This window comes from Catellatospora sp. NPDC049111 (assembly GCF_040648615.1).
Taxonomy (GTDB): Bacteria; Actinomycetota; Actinomycetes; order Mycobacteriales; family Micromonosporaceae; genus Catellatospora; species Catellatospora aurea.
In genome coordinates this window covers 75,451-91,304 of sequence record NZ_JBEZEB010000032.1, presented here as the reverse complement: position 1 = coordinate 91,304, position 15,854 = coordinate 75,451, and the positions used below count along the sequence as shown (strand labels likewise).

At 69.6% G+C, this 15,854-nt stretch carries 15 protein-coding genes; 3 read left to right on the top strand and 12 right to left on the bottom strand.

All coding sequences use genetic code 11. The features are described 5' to 3' along the window. The 7 genes from AB0B66_RS31685 to AB0B66_RS31655 form a co-directional block, all read right to left on the bottom strand. A partial coding sequence (locus AB0B66_RS31685) for an extracellular solute-binding protein (RefSeq protein WP_360536878.1) occupies positions 1-560 on the bottom strand: 560 nt, incomplete at its 3' end. Positions 561-663: 103 nt separating this feature from the next. Then, positions 664-2,877, bottom strand: coding sequence for an RICIN domain-containing protein (locus tag AB0B66_RS31680; RefSeq protein ID WP_360536876.1), 2,214 nt, complete (start codon positions 2,875-2,877; stop codon positions 664-666). Then, positions 2,874-4,766 (bottom strand): ricin-type beta-trefoil lectin domain protein, encoded by a 1,893-nt coding sequence (locus AB0B66_RS31675; RefSeq protein WP_360536874.1) that lies wholly within the window; start codon positions 4,764-4,766, stop codon positions 2,874-2,876. The genes AB0B66_RS31680 and AB0B66_RS31675 overlap by 4 nt, the downstream gene beginning before the upstream one ends. Before the next feature lie 368 nt (positions 4,767-5,134). Continuing rightward, positions 5,135-6,163, bottom strand: a complete 1,029-nt coding sequence (locus AB0B66_RS31670) for a LacI family DNA-binding transcriptional regulator (RefSeq protein WP_360536872.1) — start codon at positions 6,161-6,163, stop codon at positions 5,135-5,137. Positions 6,164-6,186: 23 nt separating this feature from the next. Continuing rightward, complete coding sequence (locus AB0B66_RS31665) at positions 6,187-7,035, bottom strand: viperin family antiviral radical SAM protein (RefSeq protein WP_360536871.1); 849 nt, start codon at positions 7,033-7,035, stop codon at positions 6,187-6,189. Then, positions 7,032-8,108, bottom strand: coding sequence for a thiamine-phosphate kinase (locus AB0B66_RS31660; RefSeq protein ID WP_360536869.1), 1,077 nt, complete (start codon positions 8,106-8,108; stop codon positions 7,032-7,034). The genes AB0B66_RS31665 and AB0B66_RS31660 overlap by 4 nt, the downstream gene beginning before the upstream one ends. A gap of 35 nt (positions 8,109-8,143) precedes the next feature. Further along, the gene (locus AB0B66_RS31655; protein ID WP_360536867.1) at positions 8,144-8,944 is read right to left on the bottom strand and encodes a hypothetical protein; all 801 of its coding nucleotides are present in this window, start codon (positions 8,942-8,944) and stop codon (positions 8,144-8,146) included. Between the two features lie 302 nt (positions 8,945-9,246). Here AB0B66_RS31655 and AB0B66_RS31650 point away from each other — a divergent pair, with 302 nt between their 5' ends. The 3 genes from AB0B66_RS31650 to AB0B66_RS31640 all read left to right on the top strand — a co-directional run bounded on the left by AB0B66_RS31650 (position 9,247) and on the right by AB0B66_RS31640 (position 11,625). Then, entirely contained in the window at positions 9,247-10,086 is an 840-nt protein-coding gene (locus AB0B66_RS31650; protein ID WP_360536865.1) for a PfkB family carbohydrate kinase, read from the top strand. 142 nt (positions 10,087-10,228) lie between these two features. Continuing rightward, the gene (locus AB0B66_RS31645) at positions 10,229-10,963 is read left to right on the top strand and encodes a thioredoxin domain-containing protein (protein ID WP_360536863.1); all 735 of its coding nucleotides are present in this window, start codon (positions 10,229-10,231) and stop codon (positions 10,961-10,963) included. 2 nt (positions 10,964-10,965) lie between these two features. Continuing rightward, the gene (locus tag AB0B66_RS31640) at positions 10,966-11,625 is read left to right on the top strand and encodes a vitamin K epoxide reductase family protein (protein WP_360536861.1); all 660 of its coding nucleotides are present in this window, start codon (positions 10,966-10,968) and stop codon (positions 11,623-11,625) included. Positions 11,626-11,929: 304 nt separating this feature from the next. On the opposite strand, the gene hypE is transcribed toward AB0B66_RS31640, so the two are convergent. From hypE to AB0B66_RS31615, 5 genes are all read right to left on the bottom strand, one after another. Beyond that, the gene (gene hypE, locus AB0B66_RS31635) at positions 11,930-13,063 is read right to left on the bottom strand and encodes a hydrogenase expression/formation protein HypE (protein WP_360536859.1); all 1,134 of its coding nucleotides are present in this window, start codon (positions 13,061-13,063) and stop codon (positions 11,930-11,932) included. Further along, complete coding sequence (hypD, locus tag AB0B66_RS31630; protein WP_360536857.1) at positions 13,060-14,187, bottom strand: hydrogenase formation protein HypD; 1,128 nt, start codon at positions 14,185-14,187, stop codon at positions 13,060-13,062. Before hypD ends, hypE begins: the two co-directional genes overlap by 4 nt. Positions 14,188-14,198: 11 nt before the next feature. Beyond that, the gene (locus tag AB0B66_RS31625; RefSeq protein WP_203699236.1) at positions 14,199-14,471 is read right to left on the bottom strand and encodes a HypC/HybG/HupF family hydrogenase formation chaperone; all 273 of its coding nucleotides are present in this window, start codon (positions 14,469-14,471) and stop codon (positions 14,199-14,201) included. Between the two features lie 4 nt (positions 14,472-14,475). Next, complete coding sequence (locus AB0B66_RS31620; protein WP_170212936.1) at positions 14,476-14,820, bottom strand: hydrogenase maturation nickel metallochaperone HypA; 345 nt, start codon at positions 14,818-14,820, stop codon at positions 14,476-14,478. A 103-nt stretch (positions 14,821-14,923) separates the two neighbouring features. Next, on the bottom strand, positions 14,924-15,805 hold the full coding sequence (locus tag AB0B66_RS31615; protein ID WP_360536854.1) for an LLM class F420-dependent oxidoreductase: 882 nt from the start codon (positions 15,803-15,805) through the stop codon (positions 14,924-14,926). Between the last annotated feature and the right edge of the window lie 49 nt (positions 15,806-15,854).

The following is a 15,854-nucleotide window of genomic DNA, read 5'->3' as shown; positions in this document are numbered from 1 at the left end:
TTCTCCCACGTCGGCCACAACGCGCTGACGGCCTCGCGGTCGGTCGGCAGACCCGCCTTCTCGAACAGGTCCCGCCGGTAGCACATCGCCATACCGCCGACATCCGTGCCCAGACCGACGACCTCACCCTTGGCCGAGGAACCCTGCTGCCACTTCCACGCCGGCCACTGCGACTTGATGTCGTTCGCGCCGTAGTCGGTCCAGTTGTAGAACTTGCCCGGGTTGGCCGTGAACTGACCCGCCCAGCCCTCCTCGATCGCCTCGATGTCCGCGGCACCGGTGTTGGTCGCCAGGTGCGCGGCGAGGTTCTTGTGGTGGTCCTCGGCCTTGGTGATCCGCTCCACGATCTCCACGTTCGGGTTCGCGGCCATGTACTCCTTGTACAAGTCCTTGTAACCGAACTCGCCGAACGTCGCGATCGTCAGCTTGACCTTGCCACCCGGCTTCGCCGGATCGTCACTGCCACCGCAGGCCGCGGTGCCGAGCACGAGCGCGGTCGCGAGCAGCGGGCCCGCGATCGTGAGAAGACGGCGACGGACGCCGGGTGTTGCTGCACTCATGGACTTCCTCCAGAGCTCGGATATGTGGGTGGTACTGATTTGCCTGTCAGTCCGGCCGTCCGGGCATCGCCGGACGGCCGGGAGGTGACGTTCGCCTTCGGCCTTACGGGCCGCTGACGAGGTTGACGACGTTGTTGCCGGAGTTGGCCGTCCCGCCGGTGTTGTTGATGACGCGGTTGATGGTTCCGGTGCCGCCGAGCGAGACGGTCACCATGTTGTGGAAACTCGTGCCCGAGGTGGGCACCTCGAACGCCCGCTCGGCCACCACGGCCGGGTTGACGTTGAAGTAGCAGTAGCTGCCCAGGCCCCAGGCTTCGTGGCTGGTGACCGTGTTGGCCACCTTGTACGCCGCGTAGCCGCGGGTGGAGCCGTTCATCCAGCTCGCCTGGTTCGGCGGGTCGTAGGGCAGCTCGTTCTGGAAGAAGTACGTCCGGCCGCCGTTGCCGTTCCAGATCACCTGGTACTTCTGGTAGTGCTCGACGAACAGGCCGTAGAACGTGATGTTGTTGCCGTTGACGACCAGGCCGGTGTCGGCGGTGTTGGTGTTCCATCCGACGCCGGAGCCGTGGTCGGCGCGCCAGATCCAGGTGTGGTCGCCGATCACGTTGTGGCTGTTGATGACCAGGCTGGTGGTGGCCTTGCCGACGCCCGCGCCGCCGATGCGGAAGAACACGTCGTGCAGCGAGGTCGGGTTGGCCGCGTGGTTGGCGCTGGAACCGGCCGGGCCGACCTGCATCAGCGTGGCCGAGTTGGTGCTGCCGGCGTCGATGAGGATGCCCGCGAGTTTGACGCCGTCCACGTCGGCGACCGACATCGCCATGACCCCGTTGTCCGGGATGATGGTGGCCAGGCCAAGGCCCAGCACCACGGTGTCGGGCCGGGTGATCCGGATGGTGTCGTTGACGTGGTACACCCCGGGCGTGAACAGCAGGTTCTGCCCGGCCGCCAGGGCCGCGTTGATGGAGGCCGCGGTCGCGCCGGCCTTCACGATGTGGAACTGGCTGATCGGCAGGGAGGTGCCCGCCGGAGTGCCGGACGCCCAGGTGGTGCCGGTGCTGTTGCTGCGCAGGCCGGGCACGAACACCTGGTACGCGCCCGCGCTGTCGACGTACAGGAAAGGCTTCTCCCGCACGACCGGGGTCGCGCCAACGTTGGTGTAGGGCGGGCTCGGGAACGTGTTGCCCGGGGCGCCCTGCGTGCCGACGAACACCATGTTCCAGTTGGACCCGGCCCAGCTGCCGAACTGCGAGTTGCGCGAGATCCACTGCTGCTGGCTGCCCGAGTTCACCTGGCCGTCGATCTTGACGTCGGAGAACCAGCCGCCGCTGGCCCAGCCGCCGTCGTCGAGCAGCAGGTTGCCGCGCACGTGCATGCGCCGGTACGGTGCGGCCTGCGACACGGCCCAGCGGTCGGTGCCGCCGTTCGGGGTCACCGACAGGTTCTCCGCCCCGCGCCAGAAGTTCTGGGTCGCGTTGTTCGGCGGGAACCAGTCGGCTTCCACGTGCACCGACCCGTTGATGTTCACCGCGTCCGGCGAGAAGCCCAGACCCAGGACCTGGGTGTAGAAGCCGACGTTGACGTTGACGTTGTAGCTGCCCGGTTTGAACATCAGGGCGTAGCGCTGGGTGCCGAACTGGTTCGTCTCCTGCCCCGAGAACACGCTGTTCAGCTGGGACTGGATGGTCGAGGCCGACATCGACGGGTCGAAGATCCGCACGTTCGGGCCGAGGTCGGGGTTGTTCGGGTTAGGCGGCACGGTGCTGGGCGAGGGCTGCGGGCCGCCGACCGGGTTGAGGAAGAATGACTGCGCTCCCGTTCCGTTGCAGGTGTACTGCACCAGCTGCACGCTGTCGGCGGTCGAGGCGGCGGGCACGTCCAGGCACTTGCCGCTGTGCCGGCTGACGAAGTGGTATGCCCCGTCGGCCTCCTGCACCGCCTGCCACTGCTGGTTGTTGCCGCCGCCGTAGAGCCACAGGTGGATCGCGGCGTTGTCGGCGGTCGAGACGTTGGAGACGTCCCAGACCTGGTTGACGGCCGGCGCGGTGCCGACCTTGAAGTAGCCGCCGCTGGTGGCGTCAAAGCGCCACTGCTGCGCGGCGGTGCCGTTGCAGGCGTACTGCTGCACCGCGGTGCCGTTGGCACTGGCCGCGGCCCGCGCGTCGACGCACTTGCCGTTGGCCTTGTTGACCACCGTGTACGTGGTCCCGGAGGTCACCGCGGCCTGCGCCGTGGTGCTGCCGAGCACGACCACTGCCGCCGCGCCGACTCCGGCGAGCAGGGACGCGGTCAGCGTCGTGATGATCAGCCGCCGCCTCATGAGAACGTCCACTTCTGGTTCGCGCCGGTGGTGCAGGACCAGATCTGCAGCCGCGCGCCGTCGGCGGAGCTGTTGTCCTTCACGTCCAGGCAGGTGCCGGAGAACTGGTTGACGAACTGCTGCGTCGAGCTGTTGTAGGTCCACTTCTGGGAGGTGCCGGTGTGGCAGTCCCACAGATGGGTCAGCGTGCCGTTGGCGGCGTTGGGGCCGACGATGTCGAGGCACTTGCCGAGCGAGCTGAGCCGACCGCTGGAATCGCGGGTCCAGGACTGCGCGCCGGTGCCGTTGCAGGTGTAGAGCTGGATCGCGGTGCCGTTGGCGGTCGCCGCCCCGGCCACGTCGATGCACTTGCCGGCCAGCCCCGTGATCGGGCCGGTGCCGCCGCCGGGGTTGCTGCCCGGGGTGCCCGACCAGGTGAACGTCGCGGTGGTCCGCGCCGGCAGGGTGTACACGAAGGACTGGTTGCCCCAGTTGACCCGCACCGATTGCGACGAGGTGCCGCCGTTGTGCGCGATCAGGGCCTTGGACCCGTCCGGGTTCTTCCACGCGACGTTCTGGATGGTGCCGTTGGCCGTCGAGTCGATGCGGAAGGCGCCGGGCTTGACGAACTTGGTCAGGTGGCCGGTGGTGTAGTACTCGATGGTGTAGTCGACCTGGCCGGCCCGGGAGCCGCCCTCCTGCACGGTGATCAGGCCGGTGCAGACGTCGCAGCCGCCGTTGTGCGGGCCCATGAACTGGTTGAGCGCCAGGCTCCACTTGACCAGGCTGCCGCTCCAGTTGCGGGCGTAGTTGACGATGTCGGCCATGTCCTCGTTGTGCTGGTTGCCGATCCAGGTGCCGCCCGAGTGCTCGGTGCTGAACTGCTTGACCGACGGGTACTGGTTGTGCACCTGGGTGCCGACCGAGGGGTCGCCGAAGTAGCCGTGCCAGGCGATGCCGCCGAACAGCGGGTCGTTGCGGATGCCCGTGTCGGCCAGGGTGCCCGCGCTCATACTGGCGTAGTCGCCGTAGTTCCAGTCGTGGATGAGCACCTTGGTGGTGATGCCCGCGGCCCGGAACGCCGGGTAGACGTGGTTCTTGGTGAACTCGGTCAGGCCGGAGGTGTTCCAGCTCATGCCCGGGTAGTTCATCGCGGTCGGGTTGCCCGACTGGCAGCAGTTGGGCTCGTTCTGCACGGAGATGTAGTTCACCGGCACGCCGATGGCCTGGTAGCTCTGGATGTACTTGACCAGGTACTGGGCGTACATCGGGTAGTACTCGGCCTTGAGCCAGCCCATCTGGTCCATCCGGCCGTTGTCCTTCATCCAGCCCGGCGCGCTCCACGGCACGCCCTTGACCCGCAGGGCCGGGTTGAGGTTCTTGGCCTGCTGGGTGAGGAGCCGGACGTTGGTGTCGTAGCCGTTGCTGCCGAAGTCGTTGAGGTTGCAGCAGGTGTCGTCGAGCGAGATGTTGCCGGGCCGGGACAGGTCGGACGCGCCGATCGGGTTGCGCACGAACGACAGGCCGATGCCGTCGGTCGGCGAGAACAGCTTGCTCATCACCTGGTCGCGGGTGGCCGCGCTGATCGGGCCGCCGCGCAGCAGGTAGGCCGTGGTGTCGGTGATGGACGCGCCGCCGCCCTCGAACTGCTGGTAGGTGGTGCCCTCGTTGACGGTGATGGTGTGGTTGGCGCTGCCGCCGGCGGGGCCGAAGGCGATGTTGCCCTGCTGCTGCAGGCCGCGGGTGACCGTGCGGCCACCGGAGTCGGACGTGGTGGTGAGCCAGACGCTGACGCTCTCGCCGGCCGCGTAGGCCGAGGGGGCGATCACCGAACCGGTCACCAGGAACGCGGTCGCCGCCGTGGCGGTGACCGCGATGGTGGTGGTCCAGCCTGACCGGGGACGGAACACGCGGGACCCTCCTTTCGACGAAGCCATGGCGAGCCATGACAGGACAGGGGCGCGGGGTTCGCCGGGCGCGCCGCGTGAGAGGTGGCGCGTCGCGACTCCTCGCGTGGGGCGGTGGAGGACCGGGCGGCGGTGGGGCTGCCGCCGACCCGGCCCGGGCTGTTCCTGTTACGCAGGAGCGTCGATGTAACCGATGTAACAGAATGATTGACGTCCTGTTGACAGCACTGAAACATAAGGCATTCGGGCGTGTCAAGACTCTGGAATGTCCGAGAAAGACAGCAGTATCCAGCCCTGTTTAGCTGAAACAAAATGAAACTGCCGCTGCCTGCGGAGAAAAGGAAGGCATCCTTCCTATAACGTTCGACGCGTCAGCGGGGCGGCGCGGCCGCCGTCGAGTCGCGGATGACCAGCTCGGTGCCGAGCGAGACGTGCACGGCCTCCAGGGTGTGCCGGTCCAGCAGGCGCATCAGCATCGTCACCGCCATCCGGCCCATCTCCTGCAGCGGCTGGCGCACCGTGGTCAGCATCGGCGTCGTCGCCCGACTCACGTCGATGTCGTCGAAGCCCGCGATCGACAGGTCCTGCGGCACCCGCAACCCGCGTTCATGCGCCGCGGCCAGCGCACCGACGGCCATCTTGTCGTTGAACGCCACCAGCGCCGTCGGCCGGTCCGGCAGGTCCAGCAGCTCCCCCGCCGCCCGGTAGCCGTTGTCGGTGTTCGGCTCGTTGACGTGGCGCACCAGCTCGGCAGTGGGCAGCACCCCGGCGTCGGCCAGCGGCGCGACGTATCCCGCCATGCGGGCGTCGTTGGCCAGCCACTCCGGCGGGCCGCCGATGATGCCGACCCGGCGGTGGCCCAGCTCCACCAGGTGCGACATCAGCCGCCGCGCCCCGGCGAAGTGCGCCGCGGACACGGTCACGATGTCCTTCGGGGCGAGCGTGCGCGGGTCGATCACCACAAACGGGAACTGCTGGTCGCGCAGCCGCACCAGGTCGTCGGGCGACTCGGGCGGCAGGATCAGGATCGCCCCGGCCACGTCCGGCCGGTCGGCCAGCGTCGACAGCACCGGGGACGGCTGCGCGGCCTCGCCCGCGTTGAGCACCATCTGCCGCCCGTGCAGCTCGATGGTCTCCGCGATCGAGCTGACGATCAGCCCGAAGTAGTCGGTGAGCACGTATGGGCAGCGCACGTAGACGGCGCCGGAGGCCGGGGGCAGCTCGCCGCGGCGCAGCGGGGCCCTGTCCCCGCGCCGGTGCACGGCCTTCAGCACCAGGTCACGCGTGTGCGGCGCGACGTTGGGCGCCCCGTTGAGCACCCGGGACACCGTCGCGATGGACAGGCCCGTCTCCTCGGCGATGTCACGCACCGTGGCGCGTACGCCGACCGTTCTAGGCATGGGCGCACACGATACCCGACCTGTCATTGCTCCGGACGGTAACGACGTTCGTACTTGTCCCAGGAGATGCCGGCCGCGGCGAAGGCCTCGCCGACCCCGACCTCGGATATCGGCCGGGAGTAGCGGTAGCCCCGCTCGCCCTCGACGTGCCAGAAGAACCGGCCCAGGGGGTCGACCATGACGTACGAGCCGGTCATCTCGTCGTTGTCCTCGCTGACGATGACCTTGTCAAAGTGCCGGTGGCGATCCAGGAACGCGCCGAACTGGGCGGCGGTGACGGCCTCGCGGTCGCCGTACACCGGAAGCACCTGGAAGATCTTCCACCGCTCCGGCCGCACGGCCTCGATGAGCGGCGAGAGGTCCTCCTGGTGGTTGGCCGCGCAGACGACCGTGTTGAGTTTGATCCGGGTGCCGGCGGCCTCCCGCAGGCGCGACACGTAGCCGTACAGGAACGCCGGGTCCAGCATGCCCCGGTGCCGGTCCAGCCGGCCGATGCGCTGGTTGGTCTCGTCCACGAGCGAGTCGACGCTGATGCCCACGAGGTCGACGTTGGCGGCGGTCCACGCGACGTCGAACCGCCGCAGCATCAGGCCGTTGCTGACGTACGAGACCTGGGCGCCGAGCTCCCGGCAGACCGCCACCAGCTCGGGCAGCCGTTTGAGCAGGGCCGGCTCGCCGCCGACGAAGTTGAACCGGATCCCGTCCGGCCCGCCGCCGAAGTGGTCGAACAGGTCCCGGACGACGGCCTCCCCCACGGCCGCGTCATCGAAGATCTCCGTTCTGGTCGCGCCCAGCCCCCACTTGCCGAAGCAGAAGGTGCAGCCGTAGTTGCACCGCTCGGTGACATGGAGGTTGACCACGAACTCACTCATACAAGGAAGTTGTCCTTCTCGATGTGATCCATGAAGCTGCCGGCGTCCTCGATGCGGTTCTTGAAGTGCTCGTTGACCACCCCGCGAATGGCGAACTCCGCGCCGTCGCGGTCGACCGCCACGACGCCGTCGCCCTCGACGACCCGGCCGATGGCGTACAGCGGCAGGCCTTCGGCCTCGGCCACCCGGGCGAGTTCGTCGGCGCGCGAGCCGGGCACGCAGTAGAGGATGTTCCAGTCACCGCCGCCGAACATCAGCTGGGTCAGCGGGATCGAGGTGGCTTTCGCGCACTCGACGGCATAGGGGTGGTACGGCACAGCCTCCAGGTCGATCTCGACCCGCACGCCCGCCGCCACGAACGTCTGCAGCACGTCCAGCAGGCCGTCACTGGCGTCCATGCCGCACCGGGCGTAACCGCCCGCGTTCACCGCACCGGCGGAGCGCCACTGCGCCGTGGGCGTGCTCAGGTACTCGATGTAACCCTCGGCCTCCGGGACGGGTCGGCCCTGGAAGACGTCACGGATCATGAAGTAGGAGCCCGCGAACCCGCCGACCCGGCCGGCGCAGAAGATCCGGTCGCCCGGCTGCGCCGTGTTGCGCGGCAGGAAGCGGTCGGCGGCCACGGTGCCGACCGCCGTGCCGACGACGTGCGCGTCGGCGGCCTCCTTCGTGTCGCCGCCGGCGAACACAACCCCGTTGCGGCGGCATTCCGCGGCGGCCCCGAAGACGATGTCCCTGACGTTCGCCGCGGTCTCCTCGCCCGGGACCATGATCGCGATCATGACGGACAGCGGGCGGCCGCCGGAGGCCAGGATGTCGCTGCAGTTGGCCGTGACGGCCATCCTTCCCCAGGTCTCGTAGCCGGCCAGGCCGAGGGAGAGCGCGACCGGACGGGACGCGCGGTCGATCTTCTGGATGAGGTCGAACGGGGAGTCCGCCATCTCGATCACGGAGGCGTCGTGCCCGAATCCCCCGATGAGCCGGGGATCGACGAAAAGGTCACCCAGCAATCCGGACAGGAACCCCTTCTCCCCGAGCGAGCGGAGATCAGCCCCGGAATCCATGGACGTCATGTGCGAGCCTTTCTTGATGGAGACACGTCGCGCCGTCAGTCGTTGCCGGCCGGCCGGGCGGGACCGCCGCCCGCCTGCGACGGCAGCGGGCCCGCCGGAGCCGCCGGACGCAGCCGTCCGACACCTTTCAGCTGCTTCAGTTCGTCGTCGTCGATCTGGTACTTGGAGTGCAGTTCCACGCCGACCTCGGCCAGCCCTTCGCGGGCGTCCCCGTCCATCCGCTCGAACAGGCAGAAGACGTCCGACACGTTCAGTCCGTAGGCCCGCAGATGGTTGACACAGGTCGCCAGGAACGATCCCTCCATGCAGAGATCGTCGGCGATGACGGCGGTCGCACCGGGAAGGAACGTCCCCTCGATCGGATATCCGAAGCGCGGGGCGCGGCCGGTACGAATCATAAGGAAGTCGGAGCCGAGCAGCTCCGCGACACTCGATCCGACGAGCAGGTTGCCCTCCCGCGGCGTCGCGATCAATACGCCTTTGAGATCCGTGCCGAGGCCCTCTTCGACGAAGTCGGCAAGCGACCTGGCGAGCACCGCTCTCTTGGCGGGCACACAGCTGGCGGTGTGCATGTCGAGATACACGGCTATCGGCTGGGTGACGATGTATCCGACCCCGGATTTGTCCGACTGGATGAAGATGTGATCGGCGGCGATCGCGCGCACCGGATCCTCGTCGATCTCGTCGAGAATCTTGTGCGCCTCACGCGATTCGACCTTGCGGCCGGGCGCCGCGACCGCACCCCGCTGCAGGCGGTACTGGCTCACGTTCACCCCGAGCGTCACCAGTGCGACCAGCGCACCGATGATGCCCGCCACCGCAACCGCGAATTCCATGCCGTCTCCACTGGACGTGCGAGCAATAGAGGAATACCGCGCAGCGATGCGCACCCTGAGTGCCGATCACGTTACCGCCGGCATGCAACGACGTCTATCAACTTTCGGCGGACGGAAGTGACGACCGACCGCACGAAAGTCGTTCATGTACTCGGCCGCTCATCCGGCACCGGGATGGACGATCATCCGCGCTGGCATGGCATTCGAGTGGCATGTCATGCCGTGCGTATATTCGACGTCGCCACCGGCGACGCGATCATTCCTTTCGCGAGCCGATTCCGCCGTTCTGCAGAGGCTGACTCATGAAGCTGGTGATCGTAGGGCACATCGGCCTGAATGAGGACCGCACTCCCCACGGCAGCGCCGTGTCGCCCGGCGGAGCCGCGTACGCCTGCGCCCGCGGCGCGGCCGTGCTCGATGCCACGCAGGTGGGCGTGGTGGCGACCGTCGGCGACGACCTGAGCCTGGCGCCGATCCGCAGCCTCGGCGTGAACCTGCTCGGCGTCCGGGTGGCCCGGGGCCGCTCGCCGCGGTTCTACATCGACCAGCACCCCGACGGCCGGCGCACCTTCAGCGTGGACTTCGGCATCGCCACCGAAGCCGCACCGGACAGCTTCCCGCCGGCCTACCGGCTCACCCGGCACGTCCACCTGGCGACGGCGCCGCCCGAGCAGCAGCTCGCCTGGCTGGTGCACCTGCGCCGCGTCCTGCCGCGCGCCACCATCTCGGTGGACATGTTCGAGCACTTCGCCGAACGGGAGGGCGCGCTGTGCCGCCAGGTGTGCCGCGGCGCCGACCTGATCTTCATGAACGAGGAGGAGCAGCGCCTGCTCTTCGGCGGGCACGAGCACCCGCCGGTGCCGGCGGTCGTGAAGTTCGGCCCCGAGGGCGCCGGATACTGCCAGGACGGGCAGCTGACGCGCGTGCGCGCGACGCGGGAGGAGCCGGTCGACACCACCCACGCCGGCGAGATCCTGGCCGGGGTCTTCCTGTCACTGCGGGCGTACGGCCTGCCCCGGCAGGACTGCCTCGCCCACGCCGTACGGGCGGCCGCCGCGAAGGTCACCCAGTTCGGCGTGAACGGCGACGCGCTGACGGCGACGCTGGACCGGATCCGCGCGGAAGTGACCGCCGCGGCGTGATCCGCGCGACACGGCACAGGCGATTCGCTGCGTTCTCCCAGGATTCGCCCAGCCGTCATGGATAGAGTCCCCAGACAGCTGGGCCGCCCCCACCAGCGGAGATCCATCATTCCCCCACATCTTCCTGTGGAAAGGTGACGCGATGCCCGCGACGACCCGACCCGCCTCGCGGCGGCCGGACAAGACCGGCGGCAAGGGACGCAAGAATCTCAAGGCGCCGGCCGGCGGCGGTATGAGCACCAACCTGAAGTTCACCCTCGGCGTGCTCGCGGCGGTCGCGCTGATCGTCGGCGGCGCGGTGTTCTTCGCCATGAAGGGCGGCTCCGAGCCGGCCGCGGCCGGTTCGAACCCGGTCCGTGCCGACTCGCACCAGCTGTCCACGGCCGCCGACGGCAAGGTGACCATCGTCGAGTTCCTCGACTTCGAGTGCCCGTCCTGCGGCCGCGCCTACCCGGCCGTCGAGCAGCTGCGCAAGGAGTACGCCGGGAAGATCACCTACGTGGTGCGGGAGTTCCCGCTCGACATGCACCCCAACGCGATGAACGCGGCCGCCGCCGCGGAGGCCGCCGCCAACCAGGGCAAGTTCGAGGCGATGTACAACAAGCTGTTCACCACCCAGCAGGCCTGGGGCGGTCAGCAGACCGACCACGCGAAGACGTTCGACGGCTACGCCCAGGAGCTGGGGCTGGACATGGCCAAGTTCCGCGCGGACGTCGCGTCGCAGCAAGTGCGGGACCGGATCGAGACCGACCGGGCCGACGGCGCGGCCGCCGGGGCGCGCGGCACGCCGACGTTCTTCGTCAACGGCAAGCTGTTCGAGCCGGCGGCGACGTACGACAACCTGAAGGCCGCGATCGACACGGCGCTGGCGGGGTGAGCATGACCACGATCGAGCAGCGCGGGCACGCCGAGCAGGCCGGAGTCGAGGAGCACCTGGCGCCGCGGCGGACCACCGTCGACCGCGCCATCGGCTGGATCCTGACCGTCACCGGCGTGCTGGGCACGGCGGCGGCGTTCACCCTGGCCGTGGAGAAGATCCACCTGCTGACCGATCCCTCGTACACGCCCTCGTGCAGCATCAACCCGGTGCTGTCGTGCGGCTCGGTGATGATCACCGAGCAGGCGTCGGCGTTCGGCTTCCCGAACCCGCTGCTGGGCCTGGGCACGTTCCCCGTCGTCGTGACGCTGGGTGTGCTGGTGCTGGCGGGGGTGCGGCTGCCGCGCTTCGTGTGGCTCGGGCTGCAGGCGGGGGCGACGTTCGCGCTGGGCTTCGTGTTCTGGCTGATGTTCCAGTCGATGTACCGGATCGGCGCGCTGTGCCCGTACTGCATGGTGGTGTGGGTCGCGGTGGTGGTGCTGTTCTGGTACGCGACGCTGTACAACCTGCACCACGGGCACCTGCGGGTGCCGGCTCGCCTGCGCGGCGCGGTGGACCTGGCCGTGGACGTGCACGCGGTCGGCCCGGCGCTGTGGCTGCTGGTGACAGTGGTGCTGATCGCCCAGGCGTTCTGGAGCCAGTGGCAGATCATGCTGTCCTGAGACCTTCCGGCCGCCGCGGCCTCTCCTCCCCGTCGCGGCGGCCGGTTCCCGGAAAGGAGATCGCCGTTTCCGGCCAGGACCTGGGATCGGGCCCAGGCTTCTGACCGGAAACGGCGATCTTCCCTTCCCACCCGCGCCGACACCGCCCACGAACGTCGCGCTCCACCGCCCTTTCACAGACGTTGGCCTATCTCATCGAAAAAATCGCGATCGCACTCGACTAGATAGGCCAACGTCTATGAAAAAGGAGGGGTGCGGGAGTACGCAGCGGCGTCGGTGCGGGCGCGGGCAGGTGCGAGCTGTGTCAGCAGATGCGTGGGAGCGGGTCGCCGACCAGGAGGTCCATGATGCGGGTGCCGCCGAAACGGGTGCGCAGCAGCACCAGGTGGGCGGGGTCGTCGTCGACGCGGCCGATGACGGCGGCCTGCTCGCCCAGCGGGTGCCGACGCAGCGCGGCGAGCGCCGCGTCGGCCGCGTCCGGGGCGACCACCGCCACGAAGCGGCCCTCGCAGGCGACGTAGAGCGGGTCGATGCCGAGCAGCTCGGCCGCGCCGCGTACGCCGGGGCGCACCGGCACCGCCTCCTCGTCGACCACGATGCCCACCTCGGCGGCGCGGGCGATCTCGTTCAGGACCGTGGCGACGCCGCCCCGGGTCGCGTCGCGCATGGCGCGCACGCCCGCCCCGCACGCGTCGAGCAGCGCCGCGGTCGCCCCGTGCAGCGGCGCGGTGTCCGAGCGCAGGTCCACCTCCAGGTCCAGGTCGCCGCGGGCGATGAGGACGGTCATGCCGTGGTCGCCGACCGGCCCGGACACCAGCACCACGTCACCGGGCCGGGCCCGGTCGACGCCGAGGTCGTGGGCGCGCTCGCGCAGCCCCACCCCGGCCGTGGTGATGTAGCAGCCGTCGGCCTGGCCGCGCTGCACGACCTTGGTGTCCCCGGCGACGATGCGCACGTCGGCGGCCTTGGCGGCGGCGGCCATCGAGGTGACGATGCGGGTCAGGTCGGCGACCGGGAAACCCTCCTCCAGGATGAACCCGGCCGACAGGAACAGCGGGCGGGCGCCGGCGACGGCCAGGTCGTTGACGGTGCCGTTGACGGCCAGCTCGCCGATGTCGCCGCCGGGGAAGAACAGCGGCGACACCACGTACGAGTCGGTGGTGAAGGCCAGCCGGGTGCCCCCCACGGTCAGCGCCGCCGCGTCGTCGAGCGCGGCCAGCTGCGGGTTGTGGAACGCCTCCAGGAACACGGCCTCGACCAGGCTCTGCGTGGCCTTGCCGCCCGCGCCGTGGGCCATGGTGAGGCGTTCCTCGCGGACCCGGGCGCGGGCCCGGCGGGCGCGGGCGACCCGCTCCATGACGGCCTGCTCGCTGACGCCGGCGACCGCCTTCGCGCCCGCCTCGGTGACCGGGCCGTCGATGGTGACCTCGCCGCTCACCGGGCCGTCACCTGCAGCAGCCGCTGGCGGCGGAACCGGCCGAAGTTGTAGTACGCCGCGCAGGCGCCCTCGGGCGACACCATGCAGGTGCCGATCGGGGTCTCCGGGGTGCAGGCGGTGCCGAAAACCTTGCACTCCCACGGCTTGAGCACACCCTTGAGCACCTCGCCGCACTGGCAGGACTGCGGGTCGGCGACGCGTACGCCGGGCACGTCGAAGCGGCGCTCGGCGTCGAAGTCGGCGTACGCCTCGGTCAGCCGCAGCGCGCTGTGCGAGATGAAGCCCAGGCCGCGCCACTCGAAGAACGGGCGCAGTTCGAGCACGTCACCGAGCACCTTCAGGGCCGTCGGGTTGCCGTCCCAGGGCACCACCCGGCTGTACTGGTTCTCGATCTCGCAGCGGCCCTCGGCGAGCTGGGCGAGCAGCATGTCGATCGAGTGCAGGATGTCCAGTGGCTCGAACCCGGCGACGACCAGCGGTTTGCCGTACTGCTCGGCGATGAACCGGTAGGGCTCGCAGCCGATCACCGTGGACACGTGCCCGGGGCCGAGGAAGCCGTCGAGGCGCTGGTCGGGCGAGTCCAGGATGGCCTTGATCGCCGGGAGGATGGTGACGTGGTTGCAGAAGACGGAGAAGTTGGTCAGCCCCTCCGCCTTGGCCCGCAGCACCGTGACGGCGGTCGACGGGGCGGTCGTCTCGAAGCCGATGGCCATGAACACGACCTGCCGGTCCGGGTGCTGCCGGGCGATCTTCAGCGCGTCCAGCGGCGAGTACACCATGCGGATGTCGGCCCCGGCGGCCTTGGCGTCCAGGAAGGAGCCGTCGCCGCCGGGCACCCGCATCATGTCGCCGAACGAGGTCAGGATGACCTCGGGGCGCTGCGCGATGGCGATCGCGTCGTCGACGCGGCCCATCGGGATGACGCAGACCGGGCAGCCCGGCCCGTGCACCAGCTCGACCTGCTCGGGCAGGTAGTCCTCCAGGCCGTGCTGGTAGATGGTGTGCGTGTGACCGCCGCACACCTCCATGAACTTGTACGTGCGGCCCGGTTCGCACCGGGCGGCGATCCGGGCCGCCAGTGCTCGGGCCTGTTCGGCGTCGCGGAACTCGTCCACAAAACGCATCGTCGCCTCGCTCAGTCGATGGTGGAGCTTCGCAGGGCGGTCAGCTCGTCGGCGTACGCGTCCCCGAGGCTCTTCAGGAAGTCCATCGCGGCCGTCGCCTCGGCCTCGTCGATCTTGGATAGCGCGAAGCCGACGTGGATCAGCACCCAGTCGCCCTCGTTGATCTCACCGGGCTCGAACAGCCCGATGTTGATGGCGCGTCGTACGCCGCTGACGTCGACCTGCGCCAGGTCCGGTCGGTCGGCCATGATCTCGACGACCTCGCCGGGAATGCCCAGGCACATACGCTCAGGCCCGCAGGTCGACGAGGTGGAGCTCCTCGAGGATGAGGTCGTCGCCCCCGGTGACCACCACGTCGGCGCTGCCGCAGAAGGCACAGACGGGCAGCATGTCCATGGACTGCTCGGCCCGGCCGCAGGCCGAGCAGGACACGTGCGCGGGCACGGCCACCATGTCGATCTCCGCGCCGTCGGCGGTGGTGCCGGTCGCGACCAGCGCGAAGCCCTGCTTGAGAGCCGGCTCGGCAACGCCGTGGCGTACGCCGATGCGCACCTTCACCCGGTTGACCTGCCGACCTTCGGCGCGCTGGGTGACCGCGCCGAGGATGCTTTCACAAAGTCCGATTTCGTGCATTTTATCTCCTTATTCCCGAATGCCCAACGCCGGTCGCCCCACTCGGGAAACGAAGCCCCGGCGGCCACTTCCCGGCGGCCGAGGCTTCGCACGCATTCGGCGGTCAGGCTTCCAGAGGCAGCGCGGCGGCAAGCAGCCGCCACTGCTCGCGGGGCAGGCCCGCCTCGGCGGTCACCACCTGCACCGCCAGGTGGTCGGCACCGGCGTCCAGGTAGGCGGCCGCGCGGCGGGCGATGGCGGTCTCGTCCCCCATCGCGAACACCGCGTCCAGCAGCCGGTCACTGCCGCCCGCGCGCAGGTCGTCCTCCGTGAAACCCAGCCGCAGCAGGTTGTTGGTGTAGTTGGGCAGCTGGAGGTAGAAGGACAGGTGGCCGCGGGCCGCCGCACGGGCGCGCTCGGGATCGGTGTCCAGCACCGCCTTGAACTCGGGCGCGAGCACCGCCTGCATGCCGAGGATCTCCCTGGCCTGTGCGGTGTGCTCGGGCGTCACGAGATACGGGTGCGCGCCCGCGGCCCGGTCGCGGGCCAGCGCCAGCATGCGCGGGCCGAGCGCCGCCAGCACGCGGTCGCGCACCGGCACCGGTTCGGCCGCGGCGTCCAGCGCGGACAGATACTCCGTCATCGCGGTGTACGGGTGCGCGTAGTGCTCGGTGAGCCGGCTGTGGCTCACCCCGAGGCCGAGGACGAACCGGCCCGGAAAGGCGCGTTCGAGTTCGGCTCGCTGCGCGGCGACCTCGGCCGGCCCGTGCTCCCAGATGCTGAGGATGCCGGTGGCCACCGTCATGCGGGAGGTCGCCTCCAGCACCGGGCGCGCGTAGGTGACCGCCGGTCCCCCGCCCAGCCAGAGCGTGCCGTAGCCCAGGTCGTCCAGTTCGGCCGCCGCGTCGGTGAACTCGCCGCTCAGCGCCTCGCCGCCGGACCGGAGCGCCTCGGTCCACGCCGCGCTCCACACCCCGATCCGGCCCCATCGATCGTGCCGTGACACGACACCTCCCCTGTCACATGCTGCGCATCTTGAGGTACCGCTTCATGTC

Excerpts from the sequence above, each read along its gene's own strand:
- AB0B66_RS31680 (WP_360536876.1), bottom strand. The coding sequence starts at position 2,877 with ATGAGGCGGCGGCTGATCATCACGACGCTGACCGCGTCCCTGCTCGCC.
- AB0B66_RS31670 (WP_360536872.1), bottom strand. The coding sequence starts at position 6,163 with ATGCCTAGAACGGTCGGCGTACGCGCCACGGTGCGTGACATCGCCGAG.
- AB0B66_RS31665 (WP_360536871.1), bottom strand. The coding sequence starts at position 7,035 with ATGAGTGAGTTCGTGGTCAACCTCCATGTCACCGAGCGGTGCAACTAC.
- AB0B66_RS31660 (WP_360536869.1), bottom strand. The coding sequence starts at position 8,108 with ATGACGTCCATGGATTCCGGGGCTGATCTCCGCTCGCTCGGGGAGAAG.
- AB0B66_RS31655 (WP_360536867.1), bottom strand. The coding sequence starts at position 8,944 with ATGGAATTCGCGGTTGCGGTGGCGGGCATCATCGGTGCGCTGGTCGCA.
- AB0B66_RS31650 (WP_360536865.1), top strand. The coding sequence starts at position 9,247 with ATGAAGCTGGTGATCGTAGGGCACATCGGCCTGAATGAGGACCGCACT.
- AB0B66_RS31645 (WP_360536863.1), top strand. The coding sequence starts at position 10,229 with ATGCCCGCGACGACCCGACCCGCCTCGCGGCGGCCGGACAAGACCGGC.
- AB0B66_RS31640 (WP_360536861.1), top strand. The coding sequence starts at position 10,966 with ATGACCACGATCGAGCAGCGCGGGCACGCCGAGCAGGCCGGAGTCGAG.
- hypD (WP_360536857.1), bottom strand. The coding sequence starts at position 14,187 with ATGCGTTTTGTGGACGAGTTCCGCGACGCCGAACAGGCCCGAGCACTG.
- AB0B66_RS31625 (WP_203699236.1), bottom strand. The coding sequence starts at position 14,471 with ATGTGCCTGGGCATTCCCGGCGAGGTCGTCGAGATCATGGCCGACCGA.
- AB0B66_RS31620 (WP_170212936.1), bottom strand. The coding sequence starts at position 14,820 with ATGCACGAAATCGGACTTTGTGAAAGCATCCTCGGCGCGGTCACCCAG.